25 protein-coding genes are annotated in these 25,994 nt (G+C 62.9%); 12 read left to right on the forward strand and 13 right to left on the reverse strand.

The features are described from left to right. The first annotated feature begins 127 nt into the window (after positions 1-127). From OJHNALOF_RS10940 to OJHNALOF_RS10950, 3 genes are all read left to right on the forward strand, one after another. Complete coding sequence (locus tag OJHNALOF_RS10940; protein ID WP_165662061.1) at positions 128-1,501, forward strand: MFS transporter; 1,374 nt, start codon at positions 128-130, stop codon at positions 1,499-1,501. 14 nt (positions 1,502-1,515) lie between these two features. After that, positions 1,516-2,097 (forward strand): single-stranded DNA-binding protein, encoded by a 582-nt coding sequence (locus OJHNALOF_RS10945; RefSeq protein WP_094201460.1) that lies wholly within the window; start codon positions 1,516-1,518, stop codon positions 2,095-2,097. A gap of 162 nt (positions 2,098-2,259) precedes the next feature. After that, positions 2,260-4,170, forward strand: coding sequence for an EAL domain-containing protein (locus OJHNALOF_RS10950; protein WP_165662062.1), 1,911 nt, complete (start codon positions 2,260-2,262; stop codon positions 4,168-4,170). Here the strand turns inward: OJHNALOF_RS10950 and OJHNALOF_RS10955 are convergent. Continuing rightward, entirely contained in the window at positions 4,134-5,069 is a 936-nt protein-coding gene (locus OJHNALOF_RS10955) for a 1-aminocyclopropane-1-carboxylate deaminase/D-cysteine desulfhydrase (RefSeq protein WP_240919715.1), read from the reverse strand. The genes OJHNALOF_RS10950 and OJHNALOF_RS10955 overlap by 37 nt on opposite strands. 176 nt (positions 5,070-5,245) lie before the next feature. On the opposite strand from OJHNALOF_RS10955, the gene OJHNALOF_RS10960 reads away from it, so the two are divergent. The 8 genes from OJHNALOF_RS10960 (at position 5,246) to tldD (ending at position 15,823) form a co-directional block, all read left to right on the forward strand. Beyond that, entirely contained in the window at positions 5,246-6,289 is a 1,044-nt protein-coding gene (locus tag OJHNALOF_RS10960; protein WP_094201458.1) for a rod shape-determining protein, read from the forward strand. 34 nt (positions 6,290-6,323) lie between these two features. Then, positions 6,324-7,196: a rod shape-determining protein MreC gene (gene mreC, locus OJHNALOF_RS10965; protein WP_094201485.1), complete on the forward strand. Its 873-nt coding sequence runs from the start codon at positions 6,324-6,326 to the stop codon at positions 7,194-7,196. Further along, positions 7,193-7,681: a rod shape-determining protein MreD gene (mreD, locus tag OJHNALOF_RS10970; protein WP_165662063.1), complete on the forward strand. Its 489-nt coding sequence runs from the start codon at positions 7,193-7,195 to the stop codon at positions 7,679-7,681. Before mreC ends, mreD begins: the two co-directional genes overlap by 4 nt. A 9-nt stretch (positions 7,682-7,690) precedes the next feature. Further along, positions 7,691-8,266, forward strand: a complete 576-nt coding sequence (locus OJHNALOF_RS10975; protein WP_165662064.1) for a nucleoside triphosphate pyrophosphatase — start codon at positions 7,691-7,693, stop codon at positions 8,264-8,266. Positions 8,267-8,337: 71 nt separating this feature from the next. Next, positions 8,338-9,807 (forward strand): ribonuclease G, encoded by a 1,470-nt coding sequence (gene rng / locus OJHNALOF_RS10980; protein ID WP_094201455.1) that lies wholly within the window; start codon positions 8,338-8,340, stop codon positions 9,805-9,807. After that, positions 9,807-13,550: a YhdP family protein gene (locus tag OJHNALOF_RS10985; RefSeq protein ID WP_165662065.1), complete on the forward strand. Its 3,744-nt coding sequence runs from the start codon at positions 9,807-9,809 to the stop codon at positions 13,548-13,550. The genes rng and OJHNALOF_RS10985 overlap by 1 nt, the downstream gene beginning before the upstream one ends. A gap of 3 nt (positions 13,551-13,553) precedes the next feature. Continuing rightward, positions 13,554-14,381, forward strand: a complete 828-nt coding sequence (locus tag OJHNALOF_RS10990) for a carbon-nitrogen hydrolase family protein (RefSeq protein ID WP_165662066.1) — start codon at positions 13,554-13,556, stop codon at positions 14,379-14,381. Then, positions 14,378-15,823 (forward strand): metalloprotease TldD, encoded by a 1,446-nt coding sequence (tldD, locus tag OJHNALOF_RS10995; RefSeq protein WP_094201452.1) that lies wholly within the window; start codon positions 14,378-14,380, stop codon positions 15,821-15,823. Before OJHNALOF_RS10990 ends, tldD begins: the two co-directional genes overlap by 4 nt. Positions 15,824-15,885: 62 nt before the next feature. On the opposite strand, the gene yjgA is transcribed toward tldD, so the two are convergent. Then, entirely contained in the window at positions 15,886-16,407 is a 522-nt protein-coding gene (gene yjgA, locus OJHNALOF_RS11000) for a ribosome biogenesis factor YjgA (RefSeq protein ID WP_094201451.1), read from the reverse strand. 103 nt (positions 16,408-16,510) lie between these two features. On the opposite strand from yjgA, the gene pmbA reads away from it, so the two are divergent. Further along, entirely contained in the window at positions 16,511-17,851 is a 1,341-nt protein-coding gene (pmbA, locus tag OJHNALOF_RS11005; protein ID WP_165662067.1) for a metalloprotease PmbA, read from the forward strand. Between the two features lie 83 nt (positions 17,852-17,934). Here pmbA and mgtE read toward each other — a convergent pair whose 3' ends face one another. The 11 genes from mgtE to OJHNALOF_RS11060 are packed head-to-tail and all read right to left on the reverse strand — an operon-like array spanning position 17,935 to position 25,983. Then, positions 17,935-19,296: a magnesium transporter gene (mgtE, locus tag OJHNALOF_RS11010; protein WP_165662068.1), complete on the reverse strand. Its 1,362-nt coding sequence runs from the start codon at positions 19,294-19,296 to the stop codon at positions 17,935-17,937. Between the two features lie 18 nt (positions 19,297-19,314). After that, entirely contained in the window at positions 19,315-19,590 is a 276-nt protein-coding gene (locus OJHNALOF_RS11015; protein WP_094201448.1) for an HPr family phosphocarrier protein, read from the reverse strand. Next, on the reverse strand, positions 19,577-20,443 hold the full coding sequence (gene rapZ / locus OJHNALOF_RS11020) for an RNase adapter RapZ (protein WP_094201447.1): 867 nt from the start codon (positions 20,441-20,443) through the stop codon (positions 19,577-19,579). The genes OJHNALOF_RS11015 and rapZ overlap by 14 nt, the downstream gene beginning before the upstream one ends. Before the next feature lie 10 nt (positions 20,444-20,453). Then, positions 20,454-20,900 (reverse strand): PTS IIA-like nitrogen regulatory protein PtsN, encoded by a 447-nt coding sequence (gene ptsN / locus OJHNALOF_RS11025; RefSeq protein WP_094201446.1) that lies wholly within the window; start codon positions 20,898-20,900, stop codon positions 20,454-20,456. 2 nt (positions 20,901-20,902) lie between these two features. Further along, positions 20,903-21,190, reverse strand: coding sequence for a ribosome hibernation promoting factor (gene hpf / locus OJHNALOF_RS11030; protein ID WP_094201445.1), 288 nt, complete (start codon positions 21,188-21,190; stop codon positions 20,903-20,905). A gap of 24 nt (positions 21,191-21,214) precedes the next feature. Continuing rightward, positions 21,215-22,651: an RNA polymerase factor sigma-54 gene (locus OJHNALOF_RS11035; RefSeq protein ID WP_165662069.1), complete on the reverse strand. Its 1,437-nt coding sequence runs from the start codon at positions 22,649-22,651 to the stop codon at positions 21,215-21,217. A 43-nt stretch (positions 22,652-22,694) separates the two neighbouring features. Next, positions 22,695-23,420 carry an LPS export ABC transporter ATP-binding protein gene (gene lptB, locus OJHNALOF_RS11040; protein ID WP_094201443.1) on the reverse strand — a complete coding sequence of 242 codons (726 nt, stop codon included), beginning with the start codon at positions 23,418-23,420 and terminating at the stop codon, positions 22,695-22,697. A gap of 2 nt (positions 23,421-23,422) precedes the next feature. Continuing rightward, positions 23,423-23,944 carry a lipopolysaccharide transport periplasmic protein LptA gene (gene lptA, locus OJHNALOF_RS11045; RefSeq protein WP_094201442.1) on the reverse strand — a complete coding sequence of 174 codons (522 nt, stop codon included), beginning with the start codon at positions 23,942-23,944 and terminating at the stop codon, positions 23,423-23,425. Next, entirely contained in the window at positions 23,913-24,461 is a 549-nt protein-coding gene (gene lptC / locus OJHNALOF_RS11050) for an LPS export ABC transporter periplasmic protein LptC (protein WP_094201441.1), read from the reverse strand. Before lptC ends, lptA begins: the two co-directional genes overlap by 32 nt. Further along, a complete protein-coding gene (kdsC, locus tag OJHNALOF_RS11055) occupies positions 24,458-25,012 on the reverse strand; it encodes a 3-deoxy-manno-octulosonate-8-phosphatase KdsC (protein ID WP_206063683.1) in 555 nt (184 codons plus the stop codon). The genes lptC and kdsC overlap by 4 nt, the downstream gene beginning before the upstream one ends. Further along, positions 25,009-25,983 (reverse strand): KpsF/GutQ family sugar-phosphate isomerase, encoded by a 975-nt coding sequence (locus OJHNALOF_RS11060; protein WP_094201439.1) that lies wholly within the window; start codon positions 25,981-25,983, stop codon positions 25,009-25,011. The genes kdsC and OJHNALOF_RS11060 overlap by 4 nt, the downstream gene beginning before the upstream one ends. Positions 25,984-25,994 lie beyond the last annotated feature (11 nt).

The following is a 25,994-nucleotide window of genomic DNA, read 5'->3' on the forward strand; positions in this document are numbered from 1 at the left end:
ACCAGACCGGCTAGTATGGCACTGGATGAATAGCCAGCCAAGAGCGCATGCAGGGGGATTAATCTTGACCGTCGCTCCGTGCTAAACTGCCGCTCTTTTGTGAACAATGACGGCGGAACCATCTTTCATGAGCGATCAGCAAGGCTTCAGCCCGCGGGAGCGGCGGGCGTCCTTTACCCTGGCAGGCATCTTTGGCATGCGCATGCTGGGCCTGTTCATGATCATGCCGGTATTTGCCCTCTATGGTGAGAATCTTGTCGGTTTCTCACCGCTATGGGTGGGCATTGCCATCGGTGCCTATGGTTTGACCCAGGCGGTGCTGCAGATTCCCGCCGGCTGGCTGTCGGATCGTATCGGCCGCAAGCCGGTGATCTATGGTGGCCTGGCGCTGTTTGCCGCCGGCTCCGTGGTGGCGGCGTTGTCCGATTCCGTCTATGGCGTGGTTGCCGGACGGGTGCTGCAGGGCAGCGGCGCCATTGCCGGCGCCATACTGGCGCTGGCCGCCGACATCACCCGGGAAGAAAACCGCACCAAGGCCATGGCCATTATCGGGGTATGCATCGGCATGTCCTTTGCCGCCGCCATGGTGGCCGGCCCGTTGCTGGCGGCGCAGTTCGGACTGTCCGGGGTGTTCTGGACCACGGCAGTACTGGCGTTGGTGGGCATGATCATGGTGCGTTTCCTGCTGCCGGAGTCGGTCAGCAAGGGCCAGATTCGGGATGTGACCGCCGCCCCCGAGTTGTTCGGCCGGCTGCTGAAAGACAAGCAGCTGCTGCGCCTGGACGTTGGCATCATGCTGCTGCACATGACCCTGACCGCGGTGTTTGTGGCCTTTCCGCTGTCGCTGGCCAATGCCGGCCTGGTGCCCGAGCATCACTGGTGGCTGTATCTGCCGGCACTGATATTGTCGTTCGTGCTGATCATTCCCTTTCTGATCCTCGGCGCTCGGCGCAACATGAACAAGCTGCTGTTTCAGGCTTCCATTCTGGTGATGATGGTGGCGCTGGTGCTGATGGCCCTGGGCCAGGGCAAGCTGTGGCTGCTGGCGGTGGCCATGGTGCTGTATTTTACCGCGTTTAACTTTATGGAAGCTTCGCTGCCGGCGTTTTTGTCGATGCTGGCGCCGGCGGGTGGCAAGGGCACCGCCATGGGCATTTATTCCACCAGCCAGTTTTTCGGTGCCTTTCTCGGCGGTGTGCTGGGTGGTGCCCTGTTTCAGCAGCTGGGAGGGGCCGGGGTCTTTCTGTTGGTGGCGTTGACCATGGTGTTCTGGTTCTGGCTGTCGGCAGGCATGGCCAATGTCAGCCGAGTGCGGTCTCATATTCTGCCCATCGGTGTTAAGATAGAGTCAGAATCCGCCCGCAGTCAGCTGCTGCAGCGGTTGATGGCGCTACCGGGCGTGCACGAGGCGCTGATCATTCCCGACGAAGGCGCCGCCTACCTCAAGGTAGATGGCAATATTTTTGAACTGGATCAGGCCAAACGCCTGATCAACCTGTGAGTACGGAGCAAGTTATGGCCAATAGAGGCATCAACAAAGTCATCCTGGTCGGGCATCTGGGTCAGGATCCCGAAGTGCGCTATATGCCTAACGGCAACGCCGTCGCCAACATTACCCTGGCCACCAGCGAAACCTGGCGTGACAAGCAGAACGGTGAGCAGCGCGAGCGCACCGAGTGGCACCGAGTGGTGTTTTTCGGCAAGCTGGCCGAGATTGCCGGCGAGTACCTGCGCAAGGGCTCTCAGGTGTATGTGGAAGGCCGCCTGCAAACCCGCAAGTGGCAGGATCAGGGTGGCCAGGACCGTTACACCACCGAAGTGGTGGTGGACATGGGCGGCACCATGCAGATGCTGGGTGGTCGCCCTCAGGGCGGCGGTCAGGGCCAGGGCGGCTGGAGCCAGGGTCAGCAGGGTGGCGGCCAGCAACAGGGCAACTGGGGCCAGCAGCAAGGCGGCGGCCAGTATGGCCAGCAGGGTGGCCAGTCCCAGTACGGCGGCAACAAGCCGCAAGGCCAGCCGCAACCGGCAGCCAAGCCCCAGAGCCAGCCGGTATACAACGAGCCGCCGATGGACTTTGATGACGATATTCCGTTCTGAGGAATCATCGTTTCAGACAAGGCCCCGCTCGGCGGGGCCTTTTGCCGTTTGGGCGCTGGCCAAAAGTAAACAATACTGAACAATAGCGGGCAAGGGTTCGCCCGGCTCTAATATAAATATTAACAGGATGCGCCGGCACTGTGCCGGCGGCAGGGATAGCCCATGAAATTTACCAATCAGTTTATTACCACCATCACCCTCTGTGTGCTGGCGGCCGTACTGATGGTACTGGTTGGCGCCGGCATCAGTTTTTACCAGATGGGGCTGGCCTATCAGCAGCGTCAGGTGGACGCCGTGGTGCGCATGGTCGACGAGGCCTGGCAACCCGACAGCGCGGCCCAGCCGGCCATTGAACGATGGCTGCCGGCCCTGATGGATGTGAGCGATCTGATCGAGTTTTCGGTGCATGACGGCGAACAGCTGCGCTGGCGCTACCAGAGTGTGCAGGTACCGCCTGAGACCGAGGTGACTCAGGAATACAGCCGCCCCCTGGGCGGTGACGGGCTACAGGTGAGGCTGGTGCTGCAGCCGCCCTTTTACGATATTGACCACTCCCTGGCCGCGGTCTCCGGGCTGACCGGCGCCATCATGCTGGTGTTCGCCGGTCTGCTGCTGAGCCTGCGCTGGTTTCGTCGCCAGCTGCGTGGTGCCGAGCTGCTCGATCAGCGTGGCCGGCTTATCCTCGACGGCCGGCTCAGCATGTTGCAGCACCATCCGGGAGAGGAATGGCCCCAGGCCGCCAGCCGGGCGCTGGACCGGCTGATGGCCGAGCTGAAGGAGGCGCGTAAGGAGCGTAGCCGTTTCGACACCTTTATTCGCGCCAATGTGTTTGTGGATCGCAAGATCGGCATCGGCAACCGGGTGTTTTTTGACAATCGGCTGGAAGCGGCGCTCAACGACGCCGCCAGCCATTCCGGCGCCCTGTTGTTGGTGGAATTGCAGGATCTGGAGCACATCAACCATCGCCTGGGGTTTGAGCGGGGCGACGAGTTGCTGAGCTCGGCCTCGGTCTATCTGGGCCACCTGATTCGGCGCTACCCCGGCGCCCTGCAGGCCCGCTACACCGGCAACACCTTCGCCCTGTTGTTTCCCAATCTGGTGGAAAGCGAGGCGCTGGACGCCGCCCGCCAGGTGATGAAGCTGCTGCACCGCCTGCACTGGCCCGATGAAATCAGGGAGCCGGCGGTATTTATCGGCGGCGTCTGCTTTGCCTTTGGCGAACAGCTGGATCAGGTGCAGGAAGAAGCCGAGCTGGCCCTGCGCAGCGCCGCCCTGCAGGGCGGCGACGGTTACTTCATGTATTACAAGGGCCTGACCGAAGAGAGCAGCGGCAAGGGCACGGTGCGCTGGCGCACTCTGCTGAGCCGGCTGCTGGAGCAGGACGCCATTTTGCTCGATCGCCAGGGTATCTACCGGGAACGGGGGGGCGAGCCGGAAAGCCAGGAGCTGCTGGCCCGGATTCACGACGAGCGGGGGCGGGAACTGGCGGCGGGACATTTTCTGCCCATGGCGGAAAAATGTGGCCTGCTGCAGGATCTGGATCGCAGCATCTTGTTGCGTGGCCTGACCTTGCTGCAGGAGGGCGATCGCCGGGCCACCCTGGCGATCAACGTGTCGGTGGCCAGCCTGCTGAACCGGGGCTTTCATCGCTGGCTGGTGTTTGAATTGATCCAGCTGCCTCGGGCCTTGCTGGGTGAACTGGTGATCGAGCTGTCGGAAGCCGGGGTTAGCCGTCACTTTCTGGATCTGGCCAAGCCGCTACGGGCGCTCAAGGCGCTGGGCTGCCGGCTGGCGGTGGATCACGCCGGCCAGGACGTGGTCAGCACTCAGTACATCAAGGACTACGATCTGGACTACCTCAAGCTGCACCCCAGCCTGGTGCGGGATATACACCGAAAGCCCAATAACCAGATGGCGGTTCGCAGCCTGCTGGGCAACTGCATGGGCAACCGTACCCGTGTGATTGCCGTGGGAGTGGAGGCCGAAGCCGAATGGGAATGCCTGCGCCAGCTGGGGGTGCACGCCGGGCAGGGCTATTACTTCGCCTGCCCCGAGCGCTTTGCGCTGGTATAGCTTCTCGCCCCCTGCAGGCCGCCGGTATGAAGAAAGACAAGGCGGCTGTCGGAGGCGTAATGGCCGGCTTCGATGTCCCGGAACAGGCCGAGCATGGCCTTGCCGCTGTATACCGGCTCCAGGGGCAGGTTAAGGGTATGGCTCAGCTCGACGATGGCTCGCCGGTCGGCATCACGGCATTTGGCATAGCCGCCGCCGTGATGATCCAGCCGCAGTTGCCAGCCCGCATCGCCGGCCGCGGGCGGGTGCAGCCCGCACACGGTGTCGGCCAGCCAGTCCTGTCCCTTGAGCACCGCATAACCGGTGATGACGGTGCGCTCCGGGCGCGCCGAAAGCAGCCCCGCCAGGGTGCCACCGCTGGCCACCGGCAGCACCAGCCGATCGCAGGCAGGCAGTTCCCGCCACAGCTCCGCGACCCCGGGCAGGGCCAGGGCGCAGCTGCCCCCTTCGGGGATCAGGTAAAAGCCGGGATAACGGGCGGCCAGCTCGGCCAGAAAGCCTGAGTCGTGACGGCGGCGATAGCCTTGCCGGTCGACGAACTCCAGGGCCATGCCCCAGGCCCGAGCATCGGTCAGGGTGGGATTGGCTGCATATTCTGGCTCGCCCCGCACCACCCCCACTGTGGGTAATCCCAAAGCGTGGCCGGCGGCGGCCAGGGCGTGCAGGTGATTGGACCAGGCGCCGCCAAAGCTGAGCAGGCCGGTCGCCCGTTCCGACAGCGCCTGGCGCAGCACATATTTAAGTTTTCGCCACTTATTGCCGGATATGGAAACATGCAGACGGTCGTCCCGCTGCACGTGCAGTATCAGGCCGTGGCGGGTAAGCAGGGGGTGCTCGACCCGCTGTAGCCCGGCGTTTCCTCGAGCGTACAGTCGTTGCCAGTGATGCAGTGAAGGCAAGGCAAAACCAGTGAAAAATAAAGTCCGAAGCCCAAGTGTAAGGAACTTATTGATTTATTGAAACTCGTATCCATTCGTGTTCGGTTCTGCTCGCGGTTCCGCCTTGCCGGGGGCTGAATGCGTTGGTAAAGTTAGCCGAATTTTCCGGTTTCTCAATCCAGGATCCCCTTCAGCATATGTTCAAGAAGCTAAGAGGCATGTTTTCCAACGATCTTTCGATCGATCTGGGAACGGCCAATACCCTTATTTACGTCAAGGATCAGGGCATAGTTCTGAACGAGCCCTCGGTCGTGGCCATTCGCCAGGAAAGAACCGGCTCGGCCCAGAGCGTAGCCGCGGTCGGTCATGCCGCCAAACAGATGCTGGGGCGCACGCCCGGCAACATCGCCGCCATTCGCCCGATGAAGGACGGCGTGATCGCCGATTTCTACGTCACCGAAAAAATGCTGCAGCATTTCATCAAACAGGTGCACGACAACAACTTCTTTCGCCCCAGCCCCCGCGTGCTGGTGTGCGTGCCTTGCGGCTCTACCCAGGTGGAACGCCGGGCCATCAAGGAGTCGGCGCTGGGCGCCGGCGCCCGCGAGGTGTACCTGATCGATGAACCCATGGCCGCGGCCATCGGTGCCGGCCTGCCGGTGTCCGAAGCCACCGGCTCCATGGTGGTGGACATCGGTGGCGGTACCACCGAGGTGGCCATTATCTCCCTGAACGGCGTGGTCTATTCCCAGTCGGTACGGGTGGGGGGCGACCGGTTTGACGAGGCCATCATCAATTATGTGCGTCGCAACTACGGCTCGCTGATCGGCGAAGCCACCGCCGAGCGCATCAAGCACGTGGTCGGCTCCGCCTATCCGGGCGAAGAGGTACTGGAAATCGAAGTGCGCGGCCGCAACCTGGCCGAAGGGGTACCGCGCAGCTTTACCCTCAACTCCAACGAGATCCTGGAAGCCCTGCAAGAGCCGTTGTCGGGCATTGTCAGCGCCGTCATGGTGGCGCTGGAGCAGTCTCCCCCCGAGCTGGCCTCAGACATCTCCGAGCGGGGCATGGTGCTCACCGGCGGTGGCGCCCTGCTGCGCGATCTGGATCGCCTGCTGATGGAAGAAACCGGCATTCCCGTGGTGGTGGCCGATGATCCCATGACCTGTGTGGCCCGTGGCGGCGGCAAGGCTCTGGAGATGATCGACATGCACGGCGGCGACCTCTTCCACTACGACTGATGAACCGGGCCGGGTGACCGGCTCGCTCTTTTTCATGAAGCCCATATTTGGCCGTGGCCCCTCTTTGCCCATTCGCCTGACCCTGGCGGTACTGGCGTGCCTGATGCTGATTATCGCAGACAGCCGCTACCAGTCCTTTGCCGGCATCAAGGTCTATCTCAATTCCCTGGTGAGCCCGCTGCAGTACATGGCCAACAGCCCGCGGTTGTTGCTGGACTCCGCTTCTACCCAGCTGATGTCGCGCCAGGCCCTGCTGAACCAGGCCGAGCGCATGGAGCGGGAGCTGTTTCTGCTGCGTGACGATTTGTTGCGGCTGCGCCATCTGGAGCAGGAGAACCAACGCTTGCGCGAGCTGCTGGGATCACCGGTACAGCGCGACGCCCGCCGCATGGTGGCCGAGATCATGGCGGTGGACACGGATCCGTTTTCCCATCAGGTGGTGATCGACAAGGGCAGCCTGCAGGGGGTGTTTGAAGGCCAGCCGGTGCTCAACGAGCAGGGCGTGGTCGGCCAGATCATCTCGGTGGGCAAGACCACCAGCCGGGTACTGCTGATCACCGATACCAGCCACGGCATTCCGGTGCGGGTGGCGCGTAACGACATTCGCGCCATCGCCAGCGGCAGTGGCCGGCTGGATCGGCTGGTGCTCGACAATATCACCCGCAATACCGACATTCAGCAGGGTGACGTGCTGCTCAGCTCGGGCCTGGCGGGGCGCTTTCCCGAGGGCTATCCGGTGGGGCGGGTGACCCATGTGGGCCATGAGGAAGGCCAGGCCTTTGCCGATATTCGCATAACCCCCTTTGCCGCCCTGGATAGAGTGCGTTACCTGCTGCTGCTATGGCCCGAGCCGCGGGTCGCCGAGCCTGAGCCGGCGGTGGCCGAACCCGGAGAACCCACGCCATGAGTGCCTTTCCATTGCGCAGTCGCCTGGGCATCATGGCCAGCCTGGCACTGGCGCTGATCCTGTCGATTCTGCCGCTGCCGGACATGATAGCGCCCTTTCGCCCCGACTGGCTGCTGGTCACCCTGCTGTACTGGACCATTGCCCTGCCGCACCGGGCCAACGTGGGCACCGCCTTTGTGGCCGGCCTGCTGCTGGATCTGCTGCTGGGCTCGGTGCTGGGGGTGCGCGCCCTGGCGCTGGTGATTCCGGTGTATCTGGCCGCTTCCCAGTTTCAGCGCATGCGCAACTACTCGGTGTGGCAGCAGGCCTTTGTGGTCGGCGGCCTGGCCATGCTTAACAAGCTGCTGATCTTCTGGACCGGCTACCTCAACAGCGCCATTCAGGTGGACTATCACTACTTTTGGTCCATCGTCAGCAGCATGGTGTTCTGGCCCTGGATCTTCCTGTTGCTGCGCAAGTGCCGGCGTCAGTTTGCCCTGACCTGAGGAGTCGTCATGACCATCGCCCTTTACCTGGCTTCCGCCTCGCCCCGTCGCCGCGAGCTGCTGGCGCAGCTGGGGGTACGCTTTGAACTGGTGCGTCCCGAGGTGGAAGAGCGCCAGCGGCCGGACGAAGACGCCGCCGGCTATGTGCAGCGGCTGGCCCGGGACAAGGCCCTGGCCGGTGCCGCGCTGGCGCCCGAGCCGCTGCCGGTGCTGGGCGGTGACACCATAGTGGTGGTGGACGGCGAGGTGCTGGAAAAGCCCCAGGACGAGGCCCACGGCAAGGCCATGCTGCGCCGGCTGTCGGGCCGCAGTCATCGAGTGATGACCGCCATGGCGCTGGCGCGGGGCGAACACTGCCGGAGTGTGCTGGTGACCACGGAAGTGACCTTCCGCGCCCTGAGCGAGGCCGACATCGACCGCTACTGGCACACCGGCGAGCCCGTTGACAAGGCCGGCGGTTACGGCATTCAGGGACTGGGTGGACGTTTTGTGTCGCGTATTCACGGCAGCTATAGCGCCGTGGTGGGCCTGCCACTGGTGGAAACCGAAGCCCTGTTGCGTGATGCCGGCATCGTAACCGCTTGATTCCGGCTCTTGAAAGCCGCCATTCTGTGATAGTTTAAGGCCATATCACCCCCCTCACTGGCGGAGCCCACATGTCTGCAGAACTGATTATCAATATGACCCCGGCTGAGACCCGGGTGGCACTGGTGGAAAACGGTATCCTGCAGGAAGTGCATATCGAACGTCAGGCCCGGCGTGGCATCGTCGGCAATATCTACAAGGGCAAGGTCAGCCGAGTGCTGCCCGGCATGCAGGCGGCCTTTGTGGACATCGGCGGAGAGCGCGCCGCCTTTCTGCATGCCTCCGACATCGTGCCCCATACCGAGTGCGTCGACACCCGTGAGCAGGCCCATTTTCAGGCCGGCAATATCGCTGAACTGGTGCGTCAGGGCCAAGATATCATGGTGCAGGTGGTCAAGGATCCCCTCGGCACCAAAGGAGCTCGCCTCACCACCGACATTACCCTGCCGTCCCGCTATCTGGTATTCATGCCCGGCAGCGCCTACGTGGGCGTGTCCCAGCGCATCGACTCCGAACAGGAGCGGGAGCGGCTCAAGGCCCTGGCCGCCGAGCATGTGGACGAACAGGGTGGCTTTATCATTCGCACCGCCGCCGAGGGCATCGGAGAGCAGGAGCTGGCCCAGGATGCCGCCTTTCTCAAGCGGCTGTGGCGCAAGATTCAGGAGCGCCGGGGCAAGTACCCGTCCTGCTCCATGCTCTACGAGGATCTGCGGCTGGCGTTTCGCATCGTGCGCGACTTTGTCGGGGCCGAGCTGGATCGTATTCGGGTCGATTCTCGGGAAACCTGCGACGCCCTGCGCACCTTTGTGGATGAGTTCGTGCCCGAGCTGTCCGGGCGCATCGAGTACTACCACGGCGAGTCGCCGATCTTTGATCTGTATGACGTCGAAAACGAGATCCAGCGCGCCCTGGATCGCAAGGTGGAGCTCAAGTCGGGGGGCTATCTGATCATCGATCAGACCGAGGCCATGACCACCATCGATATCAATACCGGCGCCTTTGTCGGGCACCGCAACCTCGAAGAAACCATCTTCAACACCAATATCGAGGCCACCCAGGCCATTGCCCGTCAGCTGCGGCTGCGCAACCTGGGGGGCATTATCATCATCGACTTTATCGACATGTACGATGAGGACCACCGGCGCCGCGTGCTGCACAGTCTGGAGCTGGCCCTGTCCAAAGACAGGGCCAAGACCAACGTCAACGGCTTTTCCCAGCTGGGACTGGTGGAGATGACCCGCAAGCGAACTCGGGAGAGCCTGGAGCATGTGCTCTGCGATGCCTGTCCCGAGTGCAATGGTCGAGCCCGGGTGAAAACCGTGGAAACTGTCAGCTACGAAATCCTGCGAGAGATCCTGCGGGTCAACAAGGCCTACGACGCCGACAAGTTCGTGGTCTATGCCTCCACCGCCGTGGCCGCGGCCCTGCAGGAAGACGAGTCGCACATGCTGGCCGAACTGGAGGTGTTTATCGGCAAGCAGGTCAGGGTCAACAGCGAGCCCCTGTATAACCAGGAGCAGTTTGACGTGGTGATGATGTAGTGCTGAAACGCAGCCTGAGCTGGGCCTGGTTTGGCCTGGCCGGAGCCGCCGTGATGCTGGCCCTGTTGGTCAGCCTGCTGCGCTTCGGCTCGCCCTGGCTGGCGGCCCTGCAACAACAGTGGCTGGACCGGTTGCTGAGCGAACACCAGCTGGCCCTGAACATCGGCGGCCTGGGGCTGGGCTGGCAGGACTTCGGTCCCGTGCTGGTGCTGGAAGACGTGCGCCTGCAGCGGCCGCAACAGCCGGATCTGATCCTGCGCCGGGCCTCGGTGGACATGCAACTGTGGCAAAGTTTGCGCCAGTGGCGGCCGGTGCTCAACGAGCTCACCCTGGACGGCCTGCGGTTGACCCTGGGACTGAGCGGCGAAGGCGAGGCGCCGCGTACCGATATCACCGCACTGCGCACCCTGGCACTGCAGGGCGTGGAGCGGCTGAGTCTGGTGGATGCCCAGCTGGTGCTGGCCAGTCCGGGCAAACCTCTGCTGGAGCTGAATATTCCTGCCCTGCGCTGGCACAACGGCGCCGAGCTGCATCAGGGCGAGGGCCGATTGAGCTTTGGTCCCGGCGCCGGCCAGCAGTTTGTGTTTCAAGGGCGGCTGGAAGGGCCCATCGACCGCCTGAGCGGCGGTATTTATCTGCAGGCCGACCGGGTGGATGCCAGTCCGGTGTTGGCCCGGGTGCGCCCCGAGGACGATAGCGTCTCGGCCGAGCTTTCCTTTGAGGCCTGGCTGGAATGGCGGCAGGGCGAGCTGCAGGCGGCGCTGCTGACCCTGGGGCAGAACCGGGCCGGCTGGGGAGAGGGCCACGAGGTGGTGGTCAAGGGGGGTCGTCTGCAATGGCAACCTACCGCCGTCGGCTGGCAGCTGGCCAGCAGCGATATCGACATCAGCGTGGACGGCGAGGCCTGGGAGCGCTGGCGGGTTCAGCTCGACCGCGACCGGGAGCGGCTCAGCGGTTACCTGGATCGGCTCAGCTTTACCGATCTGGCGTTGCTGGCCCAGTGGGGCGAATACTACTGGCCCGCCGCCGCGCGTCAGCTGGCGGGCATTGCCCCCAAGGGCCGGCTGTCGGGGCTGCGTTTTGCCGCCAATGCCGACGGCAGCGACTGGCAGCTGGACGGGGAACTCCGCCAGGTCAGCACGCAGGCCTTTGGCTGGGTGCCACAAACGCAGGGACTGAATGGCCGCTTTACCCTGGCGGCGGAGCACGGCCGGCTGATCCTGAACCAGCCCGAGGCCGCCGACTGGCACTGGGACAAGGCTTTTCGCGGCCCCTGGCCGATGCGTGCGCTGACCGCCGAGCTGCAGTGGCAAAAACGCGGCCGCGACTGGTGGCTGTGGAGTGACCGGCTGCGGGTGGCCGGCGACGACCTGGATCTTGAAGCCTGGGTCAGCCTGCAGTTGCCGCCGGCAGGGGCGCCCCTGCTCAGCGCCTCGGCCCGAGTGGATCTGCACCGGGCCGGTCGGGCAGGGGCTTATCTGCCCGAGCCGGTAATGGGCCCTCGGCTGGTGGACTACCTGCAGGGCGCCATTCGCGGCGGCCATGCCGAACACGCCGAAGTGCTCTGGTACGGTCGCCTCAATCGTTTTCCCTATCGCGACGGGTCGGGCATTTTTCAGGCCCGGGTGCCCCTGCGCGACGCCGAATTCCGTTTTGATCCCCACTGGCAGCCGCTGACCGCCCTGGATCTCGATCTGCTGTTTGAAAACGACGGCCTGTACATGACCGGCCCCAGCGGGCGCCTTGGTCAGGCCCGGGCCGAAAACATCGATGCCCGCATCGTGCCCCTGAACCGCAGCGCCCGCCTCGCGCTGAACGCCGGCATTGAGGGGGACGGCGAGGCGGTGTCCGGCTACCTGCAACAGTCTCCCTTGGCCGGCTCGGTGGGTGCCACCCTGCAGCAGGTGCGGGTGTCGGGCCCGCTGACGGGCCGGCTGGCCCTCGACATTCCCCTGAGCGGCGGCCCGGTGGGGGTAAAGGGCGAGGTGACTTTCAGTGACAATGAGGTCTTGATCACGCCCCTGTCCATGCCCCTGACCGGAGTGCACGGCACCCTCAATTTTGACGAGAAAGAAACCGGGCTGAAGCAGTTGCAAGGCCGCTGGCTGGGCCAGCCGCTGACGGTGGATTATCAGGGCCGGATCACCGAGGCCGGCTATCATGCCGATATCGGTCTGGCCGGCCGCTTGCAGGGCGATGCCCTGGGCCGGGCACACCCCTGGCTGGCGGGGTTGCAGGGCGAGGCCGGCTGGCAGGGCCGAGTGCAGCTGAACATGACCGAAGGGCGGGTGAATTACACCGCCGAGCTGGACTCGAGCCTGGCAGGGCTGGCAAGCCGGCTGCCGCCGCCCCTGGGCAAGGATGCCGGACCGGCTCGGCCGTTGCGGCTGTCGCTGTCCGGCGACACGGCCCAGGCCCGGGCGCGGCTTGCCATGGCGCCGGATATCGATGCCGAGCTGCGACTCGGCTTTGCCGCCGACGGTGTGCACGTCAGCCGACTCTGGCTCGATGCCGGCGGCGCAAAGGCCAGGCTTCCCCGAGCGCCGGTGGATGTGGCGGCACACCTGGCCGAGCTCAGACTGGACGACTGGCTGGCGCGGCTCGGCGGGGCGCCGTCGAACGAGGCAGGAGCGATAGCGTTGCACTGGCCGGAGCGCTACCGGGCGGACTTGCGTGCCGACAGCGGTGAGCTGTGGCGCCAGCCACTCAGCGATCTGCGGCTGACTTTCAGCCCGGGAGAAGCCGGCCGCCACCGGCTGGCGGTGGCGGCGCAGCAGGCGCAGGGAGAGCTGGCCTGGGGCAATGATGAACCGATCACCGCCCGTTTTGACCGGCTGTGGCTGTCGCCAAGGCCCGGCGGTGAAGGCATCGGTATGAGCCGGTTGTCTCCGGCCCGAGTGCCGGCCCTGGTGTTTCGCTGTGATGACTGCCGCTGGCGCGAGCTGGCCCTGGGTAAGGCCGGGTTCCAGTTGTCACCGCTGCACGCGGAAAACGGCGTGCAGCTCGACGATCTCTGGCTCGACGGCCCCTTGCTGCAGGGCCGGGCGCAAGGGCGTTGGCTGCAGCACGACAGCGGCGACCTTACCCGGCTGCAGTGGCGAGGAGGGGCGCAATCCCTGCAGGCGCTTTGGCAGGCTCTGGATGAACCCTCGCCATTCCGTGACACCCAGGCGCTGCTGGAAGGCGAGCTGAGCTGGCCCGGGCTGCCCTGGCAGCCGGTGACCTCCCGCCTGGATGGCACCGTCAGCGTGGAAACCGGCGCCGGCGTGCTCACCGGGGTGAGCGACAAGGGCGCCGGCCTGCTGTCGGTGCTGAGCATGGACTCGATACTACGGCGGCTGCGGCTGGATTTTCGCGACGTGTTTGAAGGCGGCTTTTACTTTGACAGTATTCGTGCCACCGGCACCTTTGAGCAGGGCCTGTTGCGCAACGACGACTTTCTGCTGAAAGGGGCCGCCGGCGACATGGCCGGGCAAGGACGGGTGGACCTGGCCGCCGAGCGGCTCGATTACCGTTTTGAATTCACGCCCAACCTGACCGGCAACCTGCCGGTGCTGGCGGCCTTTGCGGTGACGCCGGTGACCGGCCTTTATGTGCTGGCCCTGTCCAAGGTACTGGGGCCTGTGGTAGATGTATTCACGCGTATTCGTTATCGCGTGAGTGGCCCCCTGGCCAGCCCGACGGTCAGTGAACTGGGCCGGGAGCGGGAGCAAATCCGCCTGCCTCAAAACGACAAGGAGTAATAAATGGAACTGGTAGCCCTGCAACTGAACGCGGGTGCCGACTGGCATGGCAACCGGGAACGGATTGAGGCCCTGCTGGCGCGGCTGCCCGACGCCCGCCCGTTGCTGGTGCAACTGCCGGAAAACGCCGTGGTGTTTGGCGGGCGCGAGGCGGTGCTGAGTGTGGCCGAGCCGCTTGGTCAGGGGCCGGTGCAGGAATGCCTGGCGCACTGGGCCAAGCGTTTTGGCATCTGGCTGGTGGTGGGCTCGATGCCGACCCGCATTGAGGGCAGCGACAGGCTGCACACCAGTTGCCTGGTTTATGATGAGCAGGGTCAGCAGGTAGCCCATTATCACAAGCTGCACCTGTTCGATGTGGATGTGGCCGACGGCCATGGCCGTTACCGGGAGTCGGACAGCTACCAGCCGGGGAGCGAGTTGGGCGTGGTCGACAGTCCCTTTGGTCGCCTGGGGCTGTCGATCTGTTATGATCTACGTTTTCCCGAGTTGTATCGTGCCCTGCGCGAGCGGGGTGCCGACATTCTGATGGTGCCGGCGGCCTTTACTCGAGTGACCGGCCAGGCGCACTGGCTGCCGCTGTTGCAGGCCAGAGCCATTGAAAATCAGTGTTATGTGCTGGCCGCCGGTCAGTGGGGGGAGCATGCGGGAGGTCGCCAGACCTGGGGACATTCGGTGATTCTGGATCCCTGGGGTGAGGTGTGTGCCTGCCTGCCCGAAGGCGAAGGCCTGATTCGGGCCCCCCTTGATCGCCAGCGCCTTGAGAGCGTGCGCCGCCAGATGCCAGTGGCCCAACATGCCCGCCTGCGGGCGGTGTGGAGAGACAAAGAATGAGTATTGAACAGATCAACCAAAGCCTGCTGGTGCCCAACGAGCTGGACATGGCTCTGCTGGACGCCCAGCTGGCGCGGCTCAGCCGCCACCAGATCGACTTTGCCGATCTGTACTTTCAGAACAGCGTGCACGAGTCCTGGGTGCTGGAAGACGGCATCGTCAAGGACGGCAGCTACAACATTGAGCAGGGCGTGGGGGTGCGCGCCGTAAGCGGCGAAAAGACCGGCTTTGCCTATTCCGATGAGCTGACCGCCGCCGCCCTGGATCAGGCGGTAAGCGCCGCCCGGGGCATTGCCGCCCACGGCGGTGACGGTCGCTTCAAGGTGGGCAAGGAGCAGCCGGTGATCGCCCGCTACATGGGGGTTAATCCGCTCGACAGCCTGCCCCGGGAGCAAAAAATTGCCCTGCTGCAGCAGATGGATGCCTTTGCCCGCAGCCTGGATCCGGCGGTAACCCAGGTGATCGCTTCCATCTCCGGTGTTTATGAAGAAGTGCTGGTGCTGGCCACCGACGGTACCCTGGCCACGGACTTGCGCCCCCTGGTGCGCTTGAATTGCTCGGTGCTGGCGGAGCGTAATGGCCGGCGCGAGCGTGGCAGCAGCGGCGGCGGTGGCCGTTTTGGCTACGACTACTTCCTTGAAGAGGTCGACGGCCAACCCAGGGCCATGGGCTATGCTCGGGAAGCGGTGCGTCAGGCCCTGGTAAACTTGGAGGCGGTGGACGCCCCCGCTGGTACCATGCCGGTGGTGTTGGGGGCCGGCTGGCCTGGCGTGCTGTTGCATGAGGCGGTGGGTCATGGCCTGGAAGGGGACTTTAACCGCAAGGGCTCTTCTGCCTATGCCGGCCGCATCGGTGAAAAGGTGGCCTCATCCCTGTGCACCATAGTGGACGACGGCACCCTGGCCGATCGTCGTGGCTCCTTGACCATAGACGACGAGGGTACCCCCAGCGGCTACAACGTGCTGATCGAAAACGGCGTGCTCAAGGGGTATATGCAGGACAAGCTCAACGCCCGGCTGATGGGCATGGCGCCCACCGGCAACGGCCGGCGCGAGTCTTACGCTCACCTGCCGATGCCGCGCATGACCAATACCTATATGCTGGCTGGCGAGACGCCGCCGGAAGAGATCATTCGCAGCGTGAAGAAGGGCATTTACGCTCCCAACTTCGGCGGAGGTCAGGTGGACATTACCTCGGGCCGGTTTGTATTTTCGGCCTCCGAAGCCTACCTCATTGAGGACGGCAAGCTGACCGCGCCGATCAAGGGGGCGACCCTGATCGGCAACGGCCCCGAGGCCATGAGTCAGGTGTCCATGGTGGGCAATGATCTAAGCCTGGACGCTGGTGTCGGCGTGTGCGGCAAGGACGGCCAGAGCGTGCCCGTGGGCGTGGGCCAGCCCACCCTCAAGCTGGATCGTATGACGGTCGGCGGCACCCAGTAAGCAGCCTGTTCCTGAAAACTACAACGCCGGCATGATGCCGGCGTTTTTTATGGTGGGTCGTATTACTGATCCAGGTGTTGCTTCAGATACTGAAACAGCTCCCGGTAGGCCTTGGGCGGCAGGCCGGCGGCCTGCTCCTTGCGACCGGTGCGGGCCAGCTGGCGCAGCTTCTGTCGGTCCAGTCCGCGGTATTCGGCCATCAGGGCATCCACGCCCTTGTCGCCCTCGCGGATCAGGCGGTCCCGCCATTGCTCCAGCTTGTGAAAATGGGCGTTAACCACGGCGTTCTTCTGATCAAAGGCGTTGAGCGCCTCGCGAATGGCGGTGACGTCCCGGCTGCGCATCAGCTTGCCGATAAACTGCAGGTGACGACGCAGGGCCTCGCGCTTGTTGGAAAGCTTGTGCGCCAGCTCGATGGCATCCTTCAGCTCTTCGTCCAGGGGCACCTTGGCCAGATCGCTGGCCTTGAGCCTGACCAGGTCCAGGCCCAGTTGCTGCAGGGCGTGGCTTTCCCGCTTCATTTCGCTTTTACTGACCCACTCGATATCGTCGTCGTGGTCTGAGTGGTCGTCGTGATGGCGCATGGTATGTCTCTTGCAAATCGGTGATGGTGAATATATTACCAGCTTCTCCCAAGGGGCGCAGGGGTCTGTTATGCTAACGGCAAACGGAACCAGCGAATTCACTATGACTCCCGAAGAGATTCAAATCGAACAGCGCCAGCTTGAGCTGGCGGTAGAGCAGGCGCTGGAAAGCGCCAAGCGCCTGGGTGCCGAGGCGGCGGAGGTGTCCATCAGCAAGCAGACCGGGCTGTCGGTGAACACCCGCAATGCCGAACTGGAGAACATCGAGTTCAACAAGGACGGTGCCCTCGGCATCGCCGTGTACAGAGACGGCCGCAAGGGCTCGGCATCCACCTCGGATCTGCGCCCCGACGCCATTGCCCGCACCGTGGCGGCGGCGCTGGATATTTCCCGCTATACCACCGCCGATCCTCATGCCGGCCTGGCCGATGCCGACCAGCTGGCCTGGAATGCGCCCACCCTTGAGCTGTGCTTTCCCCGTGCCATGGAGCCCGCCGACGGCATCGAGCTGGCGCTGCGTTGTGAGCGCGCGGCGCTGGGCCGTGACAAACGCATCAAGCAGTCCGACGGCGCCAGTTTCTCCGCCAATGTCGGTATTCGCGTTTACGGCAACAGCCACGGTTTTGTCAAAGGCTTTGCCGGCTCCCGCTATGGCATGAGCTGTGTGCTCATCGGCGAGCAGGACGGCGACATGCAGCGGGAATACGGCTACACCTCGGCCCGCAGCTTTGACGATCTGTGGGACCCGGAGCGGGTCGCCGACGAGGCGGTCAGCCGCACGCTTGGGCGCCTTGGTGGCCGCAAGATCGGCACCACCCAGGCGCCGGTATTGTTTCATCCGGATGTGGCGGCGGGCCTGTTCGGCCACCTGGTGATGGGCATTAGCGGTGGCAACCTGTATCGCAAATCTTCCTTTCTGCTCGATGCTTGCGGCGAGCAACTGTTTCCCGATTGGCTCACCATTCATGAGCAGCCCCACCTCAACAAGGGCCTGGCCAGCGCCCCCTTTGACAATGAAGGGGTACGCACCTGCGAGCGCAACATCATCGAAAACGGCGTACTGCAGACCTATCTGCTCACCAGCTACTCGGCGCGCAAGCTGGGCCTGCCGGTGACCGGCCATGCCGGCGGCATTCACAACTGGACGGTGTCAAACAGCGGCCAGAGCCATGATGAGCTGCTGAAGCAAATGGGCACCGGGCTGCTGGTGACCGAGATGATGGGACAGGGGGTAAACATCGTCACCGGTGACTATTCCCGCGGCGCCGCCGGCTTCTGGGTGGAGAACGGCGAAATCGCCTATCCGGTGGAGGAAATCACCATCGCCGGCAATCTGAAGACCATGTTTGCCGGTATTCAGGCCATCGGTACCGACGTGGAAACCCGCTCCAGCCTGCACACCGGCTCTGTGCTGATCGACAATATGAAAATCGCAGGGCAATAACCCAGAGCTGAAAGCTCGAAGCTGTAAGAAGGGCCGCGTATGCGGCCCTTGGTGTTTTTGGGTCTGGCTTTCGGCTTCCAGCTCTAGTGCAGCAGGATCAGCGTGGCCAGCCCCAGGAAGGACAACAGGCCGACGGTGTCGGTGATGGTGGTCAGGGCCATGGAGCCGGCCAGGGCCGGATCGATATTGAAGCGTTTCATGATAAGCGGAATGCTGGCGCCGGCCAGGCCCGCCACCGACAGGTTGATAAACATGGCGGCGGCGATCACCAGGCCGATCTCCCAGCTGCCTTTCCATAGCGCCACTACCACGGATATCGCCACCGCCCACAGCATGCCGTTAAGCAGACCCACCAACGCCTCCTTGGTCAGTAGCCAGCGGGCGTTGCTGTCGCCGATATGGCCCACCGCCATGCCTCGAATCACCAGCGCCAGGGTCTGGTTGCCGGCAATGCCGCCCATGGACGGCACTATGGTCATCAGAATGGCCAGGGTGGCCAGCTGGGACAGGGTTTCCTCAAACATGTTGGATACGCTGGCGGCCACCAGCGCCGAGCCGAGGTTGATGGTCAGCCAGAAGGAGCGGCGGCGCGCGCTGGTGAGCACGGGGGCAAAGGTGTCCTCGTCGTCGTCCATCTTGGCCATACCCATCATGGAGTGCTCGCCTTCTTCTCGAATGATGTCGACCACGTCGTCGATGGTGATGCGCCCGAGCAGCAGGTTGTTTTCATCCACCACCGGCGCCGACAGCCAGTCATGGCGCTCAAACAGGTTGGCCACCTCGGTGTCGGTCATGGTCAGGGGAATGGCTTCCACCGAGGTGTCCATGGCCTCGGCCACCGTGGTGGTGGGAGACTGTACCACCAGGCTGGCGAGGGAAATGTCTCCCAGCAGACGGTTGTGCGGATCCACCACATAGAGGGTGTCGGTGCCTTCCGGCAGCTCGCTGTGCAGGCGCAGGTAGCGCAGCACCACGTCTATGGTGACATCGGGGCGCAGGCTGATGAATTCGGTGTTCATCAGCGAGCCGGCGGTGTCTTCCGGATAGGACAGCGCCAGCTCGGCACGCTGGCGATCCTGCTCGTCCATTTCGGTGAGCACCTGGTTGAACAGCTGCTCGGGCAGATCCCGCAGTACATAGGCCAGATCGTCCGACTCCATATCCTCCAGGGCGATGGCCAGCTTTTCCGGCTCCATCAGCCGAATGATGCCGTCGCGCACCTCTTCCGACAGCTCTTCCAGGATCTCGCCGTAATCGTCCGGATCGATCAGCTGCCAGAGCACCTTTCGGCTGGGAGCGGGTGAAGATTCCAGCAACCAGGCCACGTCCCCCGGGCGCATCTGCTGCAGCATGCGGCGCACGTGCACAAACATGCCGCTGTTGAGGGCCTGGGTGACCGCCTCGAGGTGGTCCGTGGTGCCGGTTTGATCGGTGGGCTCGGTCATGGGGGCGGATCCGTCGGGTTATTCCGACTCGTTAAAACGATCCGCCACCAGCCGGGCCACGGCATTCATGGCGGCTTCCGCTTCCGGGCCCTCGGCCACCACGCGAATGGCGTGTCCCTGGGCCGTTTCCAGCATCAGCAGGCCCATGACGCTGTTGGCGGGGGCCTCTTTCTGCTGGTTGCACACGGTGACTTCGGCGTCGAATTGCTGGGTCAGCTGCACCAGCTGAATGGCGGCCCGGGCGTGCAGCCCTAGCTTGTTGACGATTTGCAGGTCGCGTTCAATTTTCGGCATTGCGCTTTTCCAGAGTACGGTGACGTAGCTGCACGCTTTTGCCCATCTGGCCAAAGACCCGGGCCAGCTGTTCGGCGATGAAGACCGAACGGTGCTGACCGCCGGTGCAGCCGATGGCCACGGTGACATAGCTGCGGTTATTGCGTTCCAGGTGAGGCATCCAGGTGATCAGCAGGTTTTCCAGCTGCCACAGGTATTTCATCACCTCGGGCTGGCTGCTCAGGTAATCGGCCACCGGCTGATCCTGGCCGGTAAAGGGGCGCAGTTCGGCAATCCAGTGGGGGTTGGGCAGAAAACGGGCGTCAAACACGAAGTCGGCGTCCTTGGAAACGCCGTATTTGTAGCCAAAGGACTCGAACACCCAGTTCAATTCCTTTTCTTTCTTGCCGAGGATGCGTTCGCGAATGATTTCGCTGAGATCGTGAATGCTTAAGGACGAGGTATCGATGCGCAGGTCCGCGTCCGACGACAGTGGCGCCAGCAGATGAGTTTCTTCGCGAATGGCCTCGTCCAGGGTCAGGCTGTGGCGGGACAGCGGATGCAGCCGGCGAGTGTCCCCAAAACGGCGGATCAGCACTGAATTGTCGGCGTCGATAAAGATGCTGGAAGGCTGAACGTCATCCATGGCTCGCACCTCGGCCAGAAAGGCTTCCAGCTGCTCGGCACTGTCGGGCAGGTTGCGTACGTCTATGCTTACCGCCACCGCTCCGGGTTTGTCCCGGCGCAGCCGCACCAGCTCAGGCAGCAGCGCCACCGGCAGGTTGTCGACGCAGTAATGGCCGAGATCTTCAAGTACCCGTAAGGCCACGGTTTTGCCCGAACCGGAACGGCCACTGACGATCACCAGCTGCATCTTGCTATCCTCAGGCTGAAATCATGATTTGATAGAGTTCCTCATCGCTGCCGGCCTGACGTAATTGCCGGCACACCTGCTTGTTACTCAGTTTCTCGGCGATCAGCGACAGGGTCTTGAGGTGTTGCTTGCATTCCTGCTCCGGTACCAGCAGGGCAAACACCAGGCCCACCGGCTGGTTGTCGATGGCGTCGAATTCCACCGGCTCGGCAAAGGTAAGCAGTACGGCAGTCGCCTTGTTGTCATCACTGATCCGGCCGTGAGGAATGGCGATGCCATTGCCGATGCCGGTACTGCCCATTTTCTCTCGGGCCAGCAGACAGTCAAAAAGCGGCTGGCTGCCGATATTGAGATGTTCGGCAGCCAGCTCGCTGATAATTTCCAGAGCACGTTTTTTGCTCGTGCAGGGGACTGCACTGCGGGTGCAGCCCCTGCTGAGTATGTCGGCGACTTCCATGGTTATTTTTGCTTGAGTTTTTCTTTGTGTTTGATGATTTGACGATCCAGCTTGTCGATGAGGCTGTCGATGGCCGCATACATGTTTTCATGCTGGGAGTTGGCAAACAGCTCGCCGCCGGTGACGTTCAGCTTGGCTTCGGCGATTTGCTGCATTTTTTCCACATTAAGGATGACGTGCGCATTGGTGATGTGATCGAAATGGCGTTCCAGCCGGGTAAACTTGCTGTTCACATAATCACGCAGGGCATCGGTGATCTCGACATGGTGTCCGGTCAGATTTATTTGCATAACGTCTTCCTTCTGTCGTTGCCTTTAAACCAGGCGTTTGCGCTGATTGGAAGGGGGAATGGCCAGTGATTCCCTGTACTTGGCGATGGTTCGCCTGGCCACCTTGATCCCCTGGTCGGCCAGCAGCTGGGCAATTTTGCTGTCGCTCAGCGGCTTGGCCGGGTTTTCGGCCCCGACCAGCTTCTTGATCAGGGCGCGAATTGCCGTGGACGAACACTCACCCCCGTCGTCGGTGCCCACATGACTGGAGAAGAAATACTTGAGTTCAAACACGCCACGGGGGCTGTGCATGAACTTCTGTGTGGTCACCCGGGAGATGGTGGATTCGTGCATCTCCACCGCTTCCGCCACATGGTTCAGCACCATGGGCTTCATGGCCTCTTCTCCATATTCAAAGAATGCCTGTTGTTGTTCAACAATACAATTGGCAACCTTGAGCAGGGTCTCATTTCGGCTTTCAAGGCTCTTGAGAAACCACTTGGCGTCCTGCAGGTGATTGCGAATAAACTGGCCGTCCTCGCTGTTGCGGGGCTTGCTGGCCAGGGCCGCGTAGGTCTGGTTGAGCCGTATCTTGGGCATGGCCTCGGGGTTGAGTTCCACCACCCAGACCCCGCTGCGCTTGGTGACCACCACATCGGGAATGACGTATTCGGAGTTACCCTGAATAATGCTGCTGCCGGGGCGGGGCTCCAGTTGCTGAATCAGCGCCAGCACTTCCCTGAGCTCGTCTTCCTTGAGCTTGGTCTTGCGCTGCAGGCTGCGGTAGTCACGGTTGCCGAGCAGGTCCATGTGCTGGGCCAGCAAGGCGCGGGCTTCACTCAGCCAGGGTGTGTCGGGCGGATACTGCTCTAGCTGAATGCACAGGCATTCCTGCACGCTGCGGGCGGCCACGCCGATGGGATCGAAGTGCTGAATACGCTTGAGCACTGCTTCCACTTCGTCGGCTTCGATACCGAGCTCCTGGGCCGATACCGCTTCCAGCAGATCGTCGATACCGGCGGTGAGGTAGCCGGCGTCGTCGACGGCATCGATTATGGCCATGGCGATGGCCTGATCGGTGTCACTGAAAGGGGTCAGATTCATCTGCCAGATCAGGTAGTCCTGCAGGCTCTCGGTGGTTTCACCCTGGTAAACGCTGTCTTCCAGCCCTTCCGGCAGGCCGGCGCCGCCGCTGACCGGAGAGGCGGTGTAAACCTCCTCCCAGCTGGTGTCCATGGGCAAGTCTTCGGACAGCTGGTTGCGCTCCATGGCGGTGTCGGCGGCCATCTGCTCTTCGTTGCGGTTGTCGGCCACCTTGACGCTGTCGGCTTCCTCCTGCTCCAGCAGGGGGTTGCTGTCCAGCGCCTGCTGAATTTCCTGCTGCAGCTCCATGCTGGACAGCTGCAACAGGCGAATGGCCTGCTGCAGCTGGGGCGTCATGGTCAGCTGCTGGCCCAGACGTAACTGAAGAGTCGGCTTCATGTATGCAAACGTCCTTCCATATCAACCGCGGGTTGCGGTGCCTTCAGAGGCTGAATTGTTCGCCGAGATAAACCTTTTTGACCTGCTCGTTGGCGAGGATTTCCGTCGGTGTGCCGGCGGCGATGCGGTGCCCATGACTGACAATATAGGCCTTTTCGCACACGTCCAGGGTCTCGCGTACATTGTGATCGGTGATCAGTACGCCCAGTCCTCTGTCCCTGAGGTGCAGAATGATTTTCTTGATGTCTATCACCGAAATGGGATCCACGCCGGCAAAGGGTTCGTCGAGCAGAATAAAGCGCGGATCCGCCGCCAGCGCCCGGGCGATCTCAACCCGCCGCCGTTCGCCGCCGGACAGACTCATTCCCAGGCTGTCGCGAATATGGGTAATGTTGAATTCTTCCAGCAGCTGTTCCATTTTCTCGCTGCGGCCGTCGGCATTCAGATCCTTGCGGGTCTGCAGCACCGCCATCAGGTTGTCGGCAACGCTCAGGCGGCGAAAAATCGAGGCCTCCTGGGGCAGGTAGCCAATGCCGGAGCGGGCGCGCACGTGCATGGGCTCGTGACTGATATCCTGGCCGTCGATGGTGATGCTGCCGGCGTCCCGCTGGACCAGGCCTACAATCATGTAAAAGGAGGTGGTCTTGCCGGCACCGTTGGGGCCGAGCAGACCCACGATCTGACCGGTGTTCACGGTCAGGCTGACGTCGGCCACCACTTTGCGGCCCTTGTAGCTTTTCTGCAGGCCGCGCGCTTTCAGTATCGCCATGCTCAGTTCTTGTCCTGCTCGTCGAAATTCTGCACCTGCTCGGGCAGGAAGATGGTGGTGACCCTGTCCTTGCCGCCCTGGCTTTCGGCCTCCATCTGCTCCTTGTCGATAAAGTAGCGAATACGGTAGCCGGTGACGATGTTGTCATCCTGCTTGAGCTTGGCGTCCCGAATCAGGGTGATGGTGCGGGCGCGCATGTCGTAGTGAATTTCCCGCGCCTCGGCATGCACCGGCTTGCCGTTGTTGAGGATCTGCTCGTAGGTGGCCGGACTGCCCTTGGCGGTCATCGACTGCAGGCCCTGTTCATTGCGGATCACCACCAGCTGGTCGGCGCGCACGTCTATGCTGCCCTGCTTGACCACTACCTTGTCGATAAAGGTGACCTTGTCATCGGCCAGCTCTACCAGTTGACGGCCCGCGTCTATGGTCACCGGCTGGCGAAAGTCGCTGTCCCTGGCCTGGGCCTGACCCAGGCCGAGCAGGCCGCCAAGACTAAGGATTGAAATAAGTTGCCCGGGTTTCATTCAGTAATTCCACCGTTTGTTGATCAAGCTCGCCCAGCACACCCAGCCCCTCGGCCTGGTATTGCGGACTTTGCAGCCGCACCTGCCGGTTGGAGCGCAGCTGGTTATTGATAAAGTCCAGTTCCAGATATTCGGTGGTCAGGGTTTCCACCAGGGCATCCGGTTGCAGCCCATTGCCCACGACATTGCCGGTCAGCACGGCATTGTCGCCGGTATTGATGGTGCCGTCATCACCGCGGAGCCGCCACTGGGGCTGGCCATCGGGGGAATAGAGCAAGATAACAGGTTTTTTCATCAGGGTCATGGACAGGGGCTCGTAGTACTCGGCGTACTCCGCCTGCATGCCCCGGTAGGGCAGCCCCAGCCGGTTGTACTGCACGCTGGCCAGGTTGGTGGCGACGAAATCGGGCTGGTAATCCTGCGGGTTTACCGGCGCTTCGGTATCGTTGCGAAACCACTGCCAGCTGGCCAGCGCAATGATGAACAGGGCGCCAAACAGCCAGGTCTGGCGGCTCATACGCTCATGCCCTCGGCCTGCTCCAGCCGGCCGCGGGCCGCCAGCAGCAGATCGCACAGTTCGCGCACCGCACCCCGGCCACCGGCAGTGCGGGTCGTGTAATCGGCCCGCTGCAGCACCAGCGGGTGGGCATCGGCCACCGCTACCCCCAGGCCGCAGTCCTGCATCACCGGCAGATCCACCACGTCGTCGCCGATATAGGCCACCTGTTGTGGCGTGAGCCCGAGGCGCTCAAGCAGCTCGCCGTAACTGTGCATCTTGTCACTCTGGCCCTGATAGACATGGCGCACGCTCAGTGAAGCCATGCGTTCACTGACGATGCGTGAGCTGCGCCCGGTGATCACCGCCACTTCGATGCCGGCATTGAGCAATGCCTTGATGCCAAAGCCGTCCCGCGTGGAAAAGCCCTTGTATTCCTCGCCGTCGTTACCGATATAGATCATGCCATCGGACAAGACGCCGTCCACGTCACAAATCAGCAGGCGAATGTCTTTCAGCCGGCGCCAGACGTCCTTGGTCACGGCGCCATAGAGGGTTTGTACCGTCATCAGATCACTCCCGCGCGTAGTAAATCGTGCATGTTAAAGGCCCCGATCGGGCGCTGGTCATCATCCAGCACCAGCAGGCCGCTGATTTTTTTCTCTTCCATCAGTTTGACCGCTTCCGCCGCCAGCATGCCGGCGGGCACAGTGGTGCAGCTGCGGGTCATGACCTGCGCGATGCGAGTGTTGTGCACGTCAACCTTGTGGTCCAGGGTGCGGCGCAGGTCTCCGTCAGTATAGATGCCGGCCAGCCGGCCTTCGCCATCGACCACGGCGGTAAAGCCCATGCCGCTGCGGCCGATCTCCAGCAGCGCCTCGATGATCAGGGTGTCGAGGCCCACTCGGGGCACCCGCTCGTCCTTGTGCATGATATCGGCCACTCGCAGCAGCAGCCGCTTGCCCAGGGCGCCGCCCGGGTGGCTGAGGGCGAAGTCGTCGGCGGTAAAGCCGCGGGCCTCCAGCAGCGCCACCGCCAGGGCGTCACCCATGGCCAGGGTGGCGGTGGTGCTGGCGGTGGGGGCCAGTCCCAGCGGGCAGGCTTCCTGCTCGACCCGAGTGCACAGGTGCACATCCGCTTCCCGGGCCATGGTGGACTCGGGCTTGCCGGTCATGCACACCAGCTTCATGCCCCGGCGCTTGAGCACCGGCAGCAGGGCGATGATTTCCTCGCTTTCACCGGAGTTGGACAGGGCCAGCACCAGGTCCCGGCTGTCGATCATGCCCAGGTCGCCGTGACTGGCTTCGCCCGGATGCACAAAAAACGCCGGGGTGCCGGTGCTGGCCAGGGTGGCGGCAATCTTGTGGGCGATATGGCCGGACTTGCCCATGCCGGTCACGATGACCTTGCCCTGGCAGTGAAACATCAGCCGGCAGGCATGGTTGAAGGATTCATCCAGATATTGATAAAGGCCGTCGATGGCCGCCTTTTCAATATCGAGAACGCGTTGGGCGGTGCTACGATAATCAAATTCTGCTGACATGGGGTTCTCCG

It is taken from the genome of Oceanimonas sp. MB9, assembly GCF_011319775.1.
GTDB lineage: Bacteria > Pseudomonadota > Gammaproteobacteria > Enterobacterales > Aeromonadaceae > Oceanimonas > Oceanimonas doudoroffii.

Bases quoted from the DNA above. Each gene is read 5' to 3' on its own strand.
- OJHNALOF_RS10940 (WP_165662061.1), top strand. From the start codon at position 128: ATGAGCGATCAGCAAGGCTTCAGCCCGCGGGAGCGGCGGGCGTCCTTT.
- OJHNALOF_RS10945 (WP_094201460.1), top strand. From the start codon at position 1,516: ATGGCCAATAGAGGCATCAACAAAGTCATCCTGGTCGGGCATCTGGGT.
- OJHNALOF_RS10950 (WP_165662062.1), top strand. From the start codon at position 2,260: ATGAAATTTACCAATCAGTTTATTACCACCATCACCCTCTGTGTGCTG.
- OJHNALOF_RS10960 (WP_094201458.1), top strand. From the start codon at position 5,246: ATGTTCAAGAAGCTAAGAGGCATGTTTTCCAACGATCTTTCGATCGAT.
- mreC (WP_094201485.1), top strand. From the start codon at position 6,324: ATGAAGCCCATATTTGGCCGTGGCCCCTCTTTGCCCATTCGCCTGACC.
- mreD (WP_165662063.1), top strand. From the start codon at position 7,193: ATGAGTGCCTTTCCATTGCGCAGTCGCCTGGGCATCATGGCCAGCCTG.
- OJHNALOF_RS10975 (WP_165662064.1), top strand. From the start codon at position 7,691: ATGACCATCGCCCTTTACCTGGCTTCCGCCTCGCCCCGTCGCCGCGAG.
- rng (WP_094201455.1), top strand. From the start codon at position 8,338: ATGTCTGCAGAACTGATTATCAATATGACCCCGGCTGAGACCCGGGTG.
- OJHNALOF_RS10990 (WP_165662066.1), top strand. From the start codon at position 13,554: ATGGAACTGGTAGCCCTGCAACTGAACGCGGGTGCCGACTGGCATGGC.
- tldD (WP_094201452.1), top strand. From the start codon at position 14,378: ATGAGTATTGAACAGATCAACCAAAGCCTGCTGGTGCCCAACGAGCTG.
- yjgA (WP_094201451.1), bottom strand. From the start codon at position 16,407: ATGCGCCATCACGACGACCACTCAGACCACGACGACGATATCGAGTGG.
- pmbA (WP_165662067.1), top strand. From the start codon at position 16,511: ATGACTCCCGAAGAGATTCAAATCGAACAGCGCCAGCTTGAGCTGGCG.
- mgtE (WP_165662068.1), bottom strand. From the start codon at position 19,296: ATGACCGAGCCCACCGATCAAACCGGCACCACGGACCACCTCGAGGCG.
- OJHNALOF_RS11015 (WP_094201448.1), bottom strand. From the start codon at position 19,590: ATGCCGAAAATTGAACGCGACCTGCAAATCGTCAACAAGCTAGGGCTG.
- rapZ (WP_094201447.1), bottom strand. From the start codon at position 20,443: ATGCAGCTGGTGATCGTCAGTGGCCGTTCCGGTTCGGGCAAAACCGTG.
- ptsN (WP_094201446.1), bottom strand. From the start codon at position 20,900: ATGGAAGTCGCCGACATACTCAGCAGGGGCTGCACCCGCAGTGCAGTC.
- hpf (WP_094201445.1), bottom strand. From the start codon at position 21,190: ATGCAAATAAATCTGACCGGACACCATGTCGAGATCACCGATGCCCTG.
- OJHNALOF_RS11035 (WP_165662069.1), bottom strand. From the start codon at position 22,651: ATGAAGCCGACTCTTCAGTTACGTCTGGGCCAGCAGCTGACCATGACG.
- lptB (WP_094201443.1), bottom strand. From the start codon at position 23,420: ATGGCGATACTGAAAGCGCGCGGCCTGCAGAAAAGCTACAAGGGCCGC.
- lptA (WP_094201442.1), bottom strand. From the start codon at position 23,944: ATGAAACCCGGGCAACTTATTTCAATCCTTAGTCTTGGCGGCCTGCTC.
- lptC (WP_094201441.1), bottom strand. From the start codon at position 24,461: ATGAGCCGCCAGACCTGGCTGTTTGGCGCCCTGTTCATCATTGCGCTG.
- OJHNALOF_RS11060 (WP_094201439.1), bottom strand. From the start codon at position 25,983: ATGTCAGCAGAATTTGATTATCGTAGCACCGCCCAACGCGTTCTCGAT.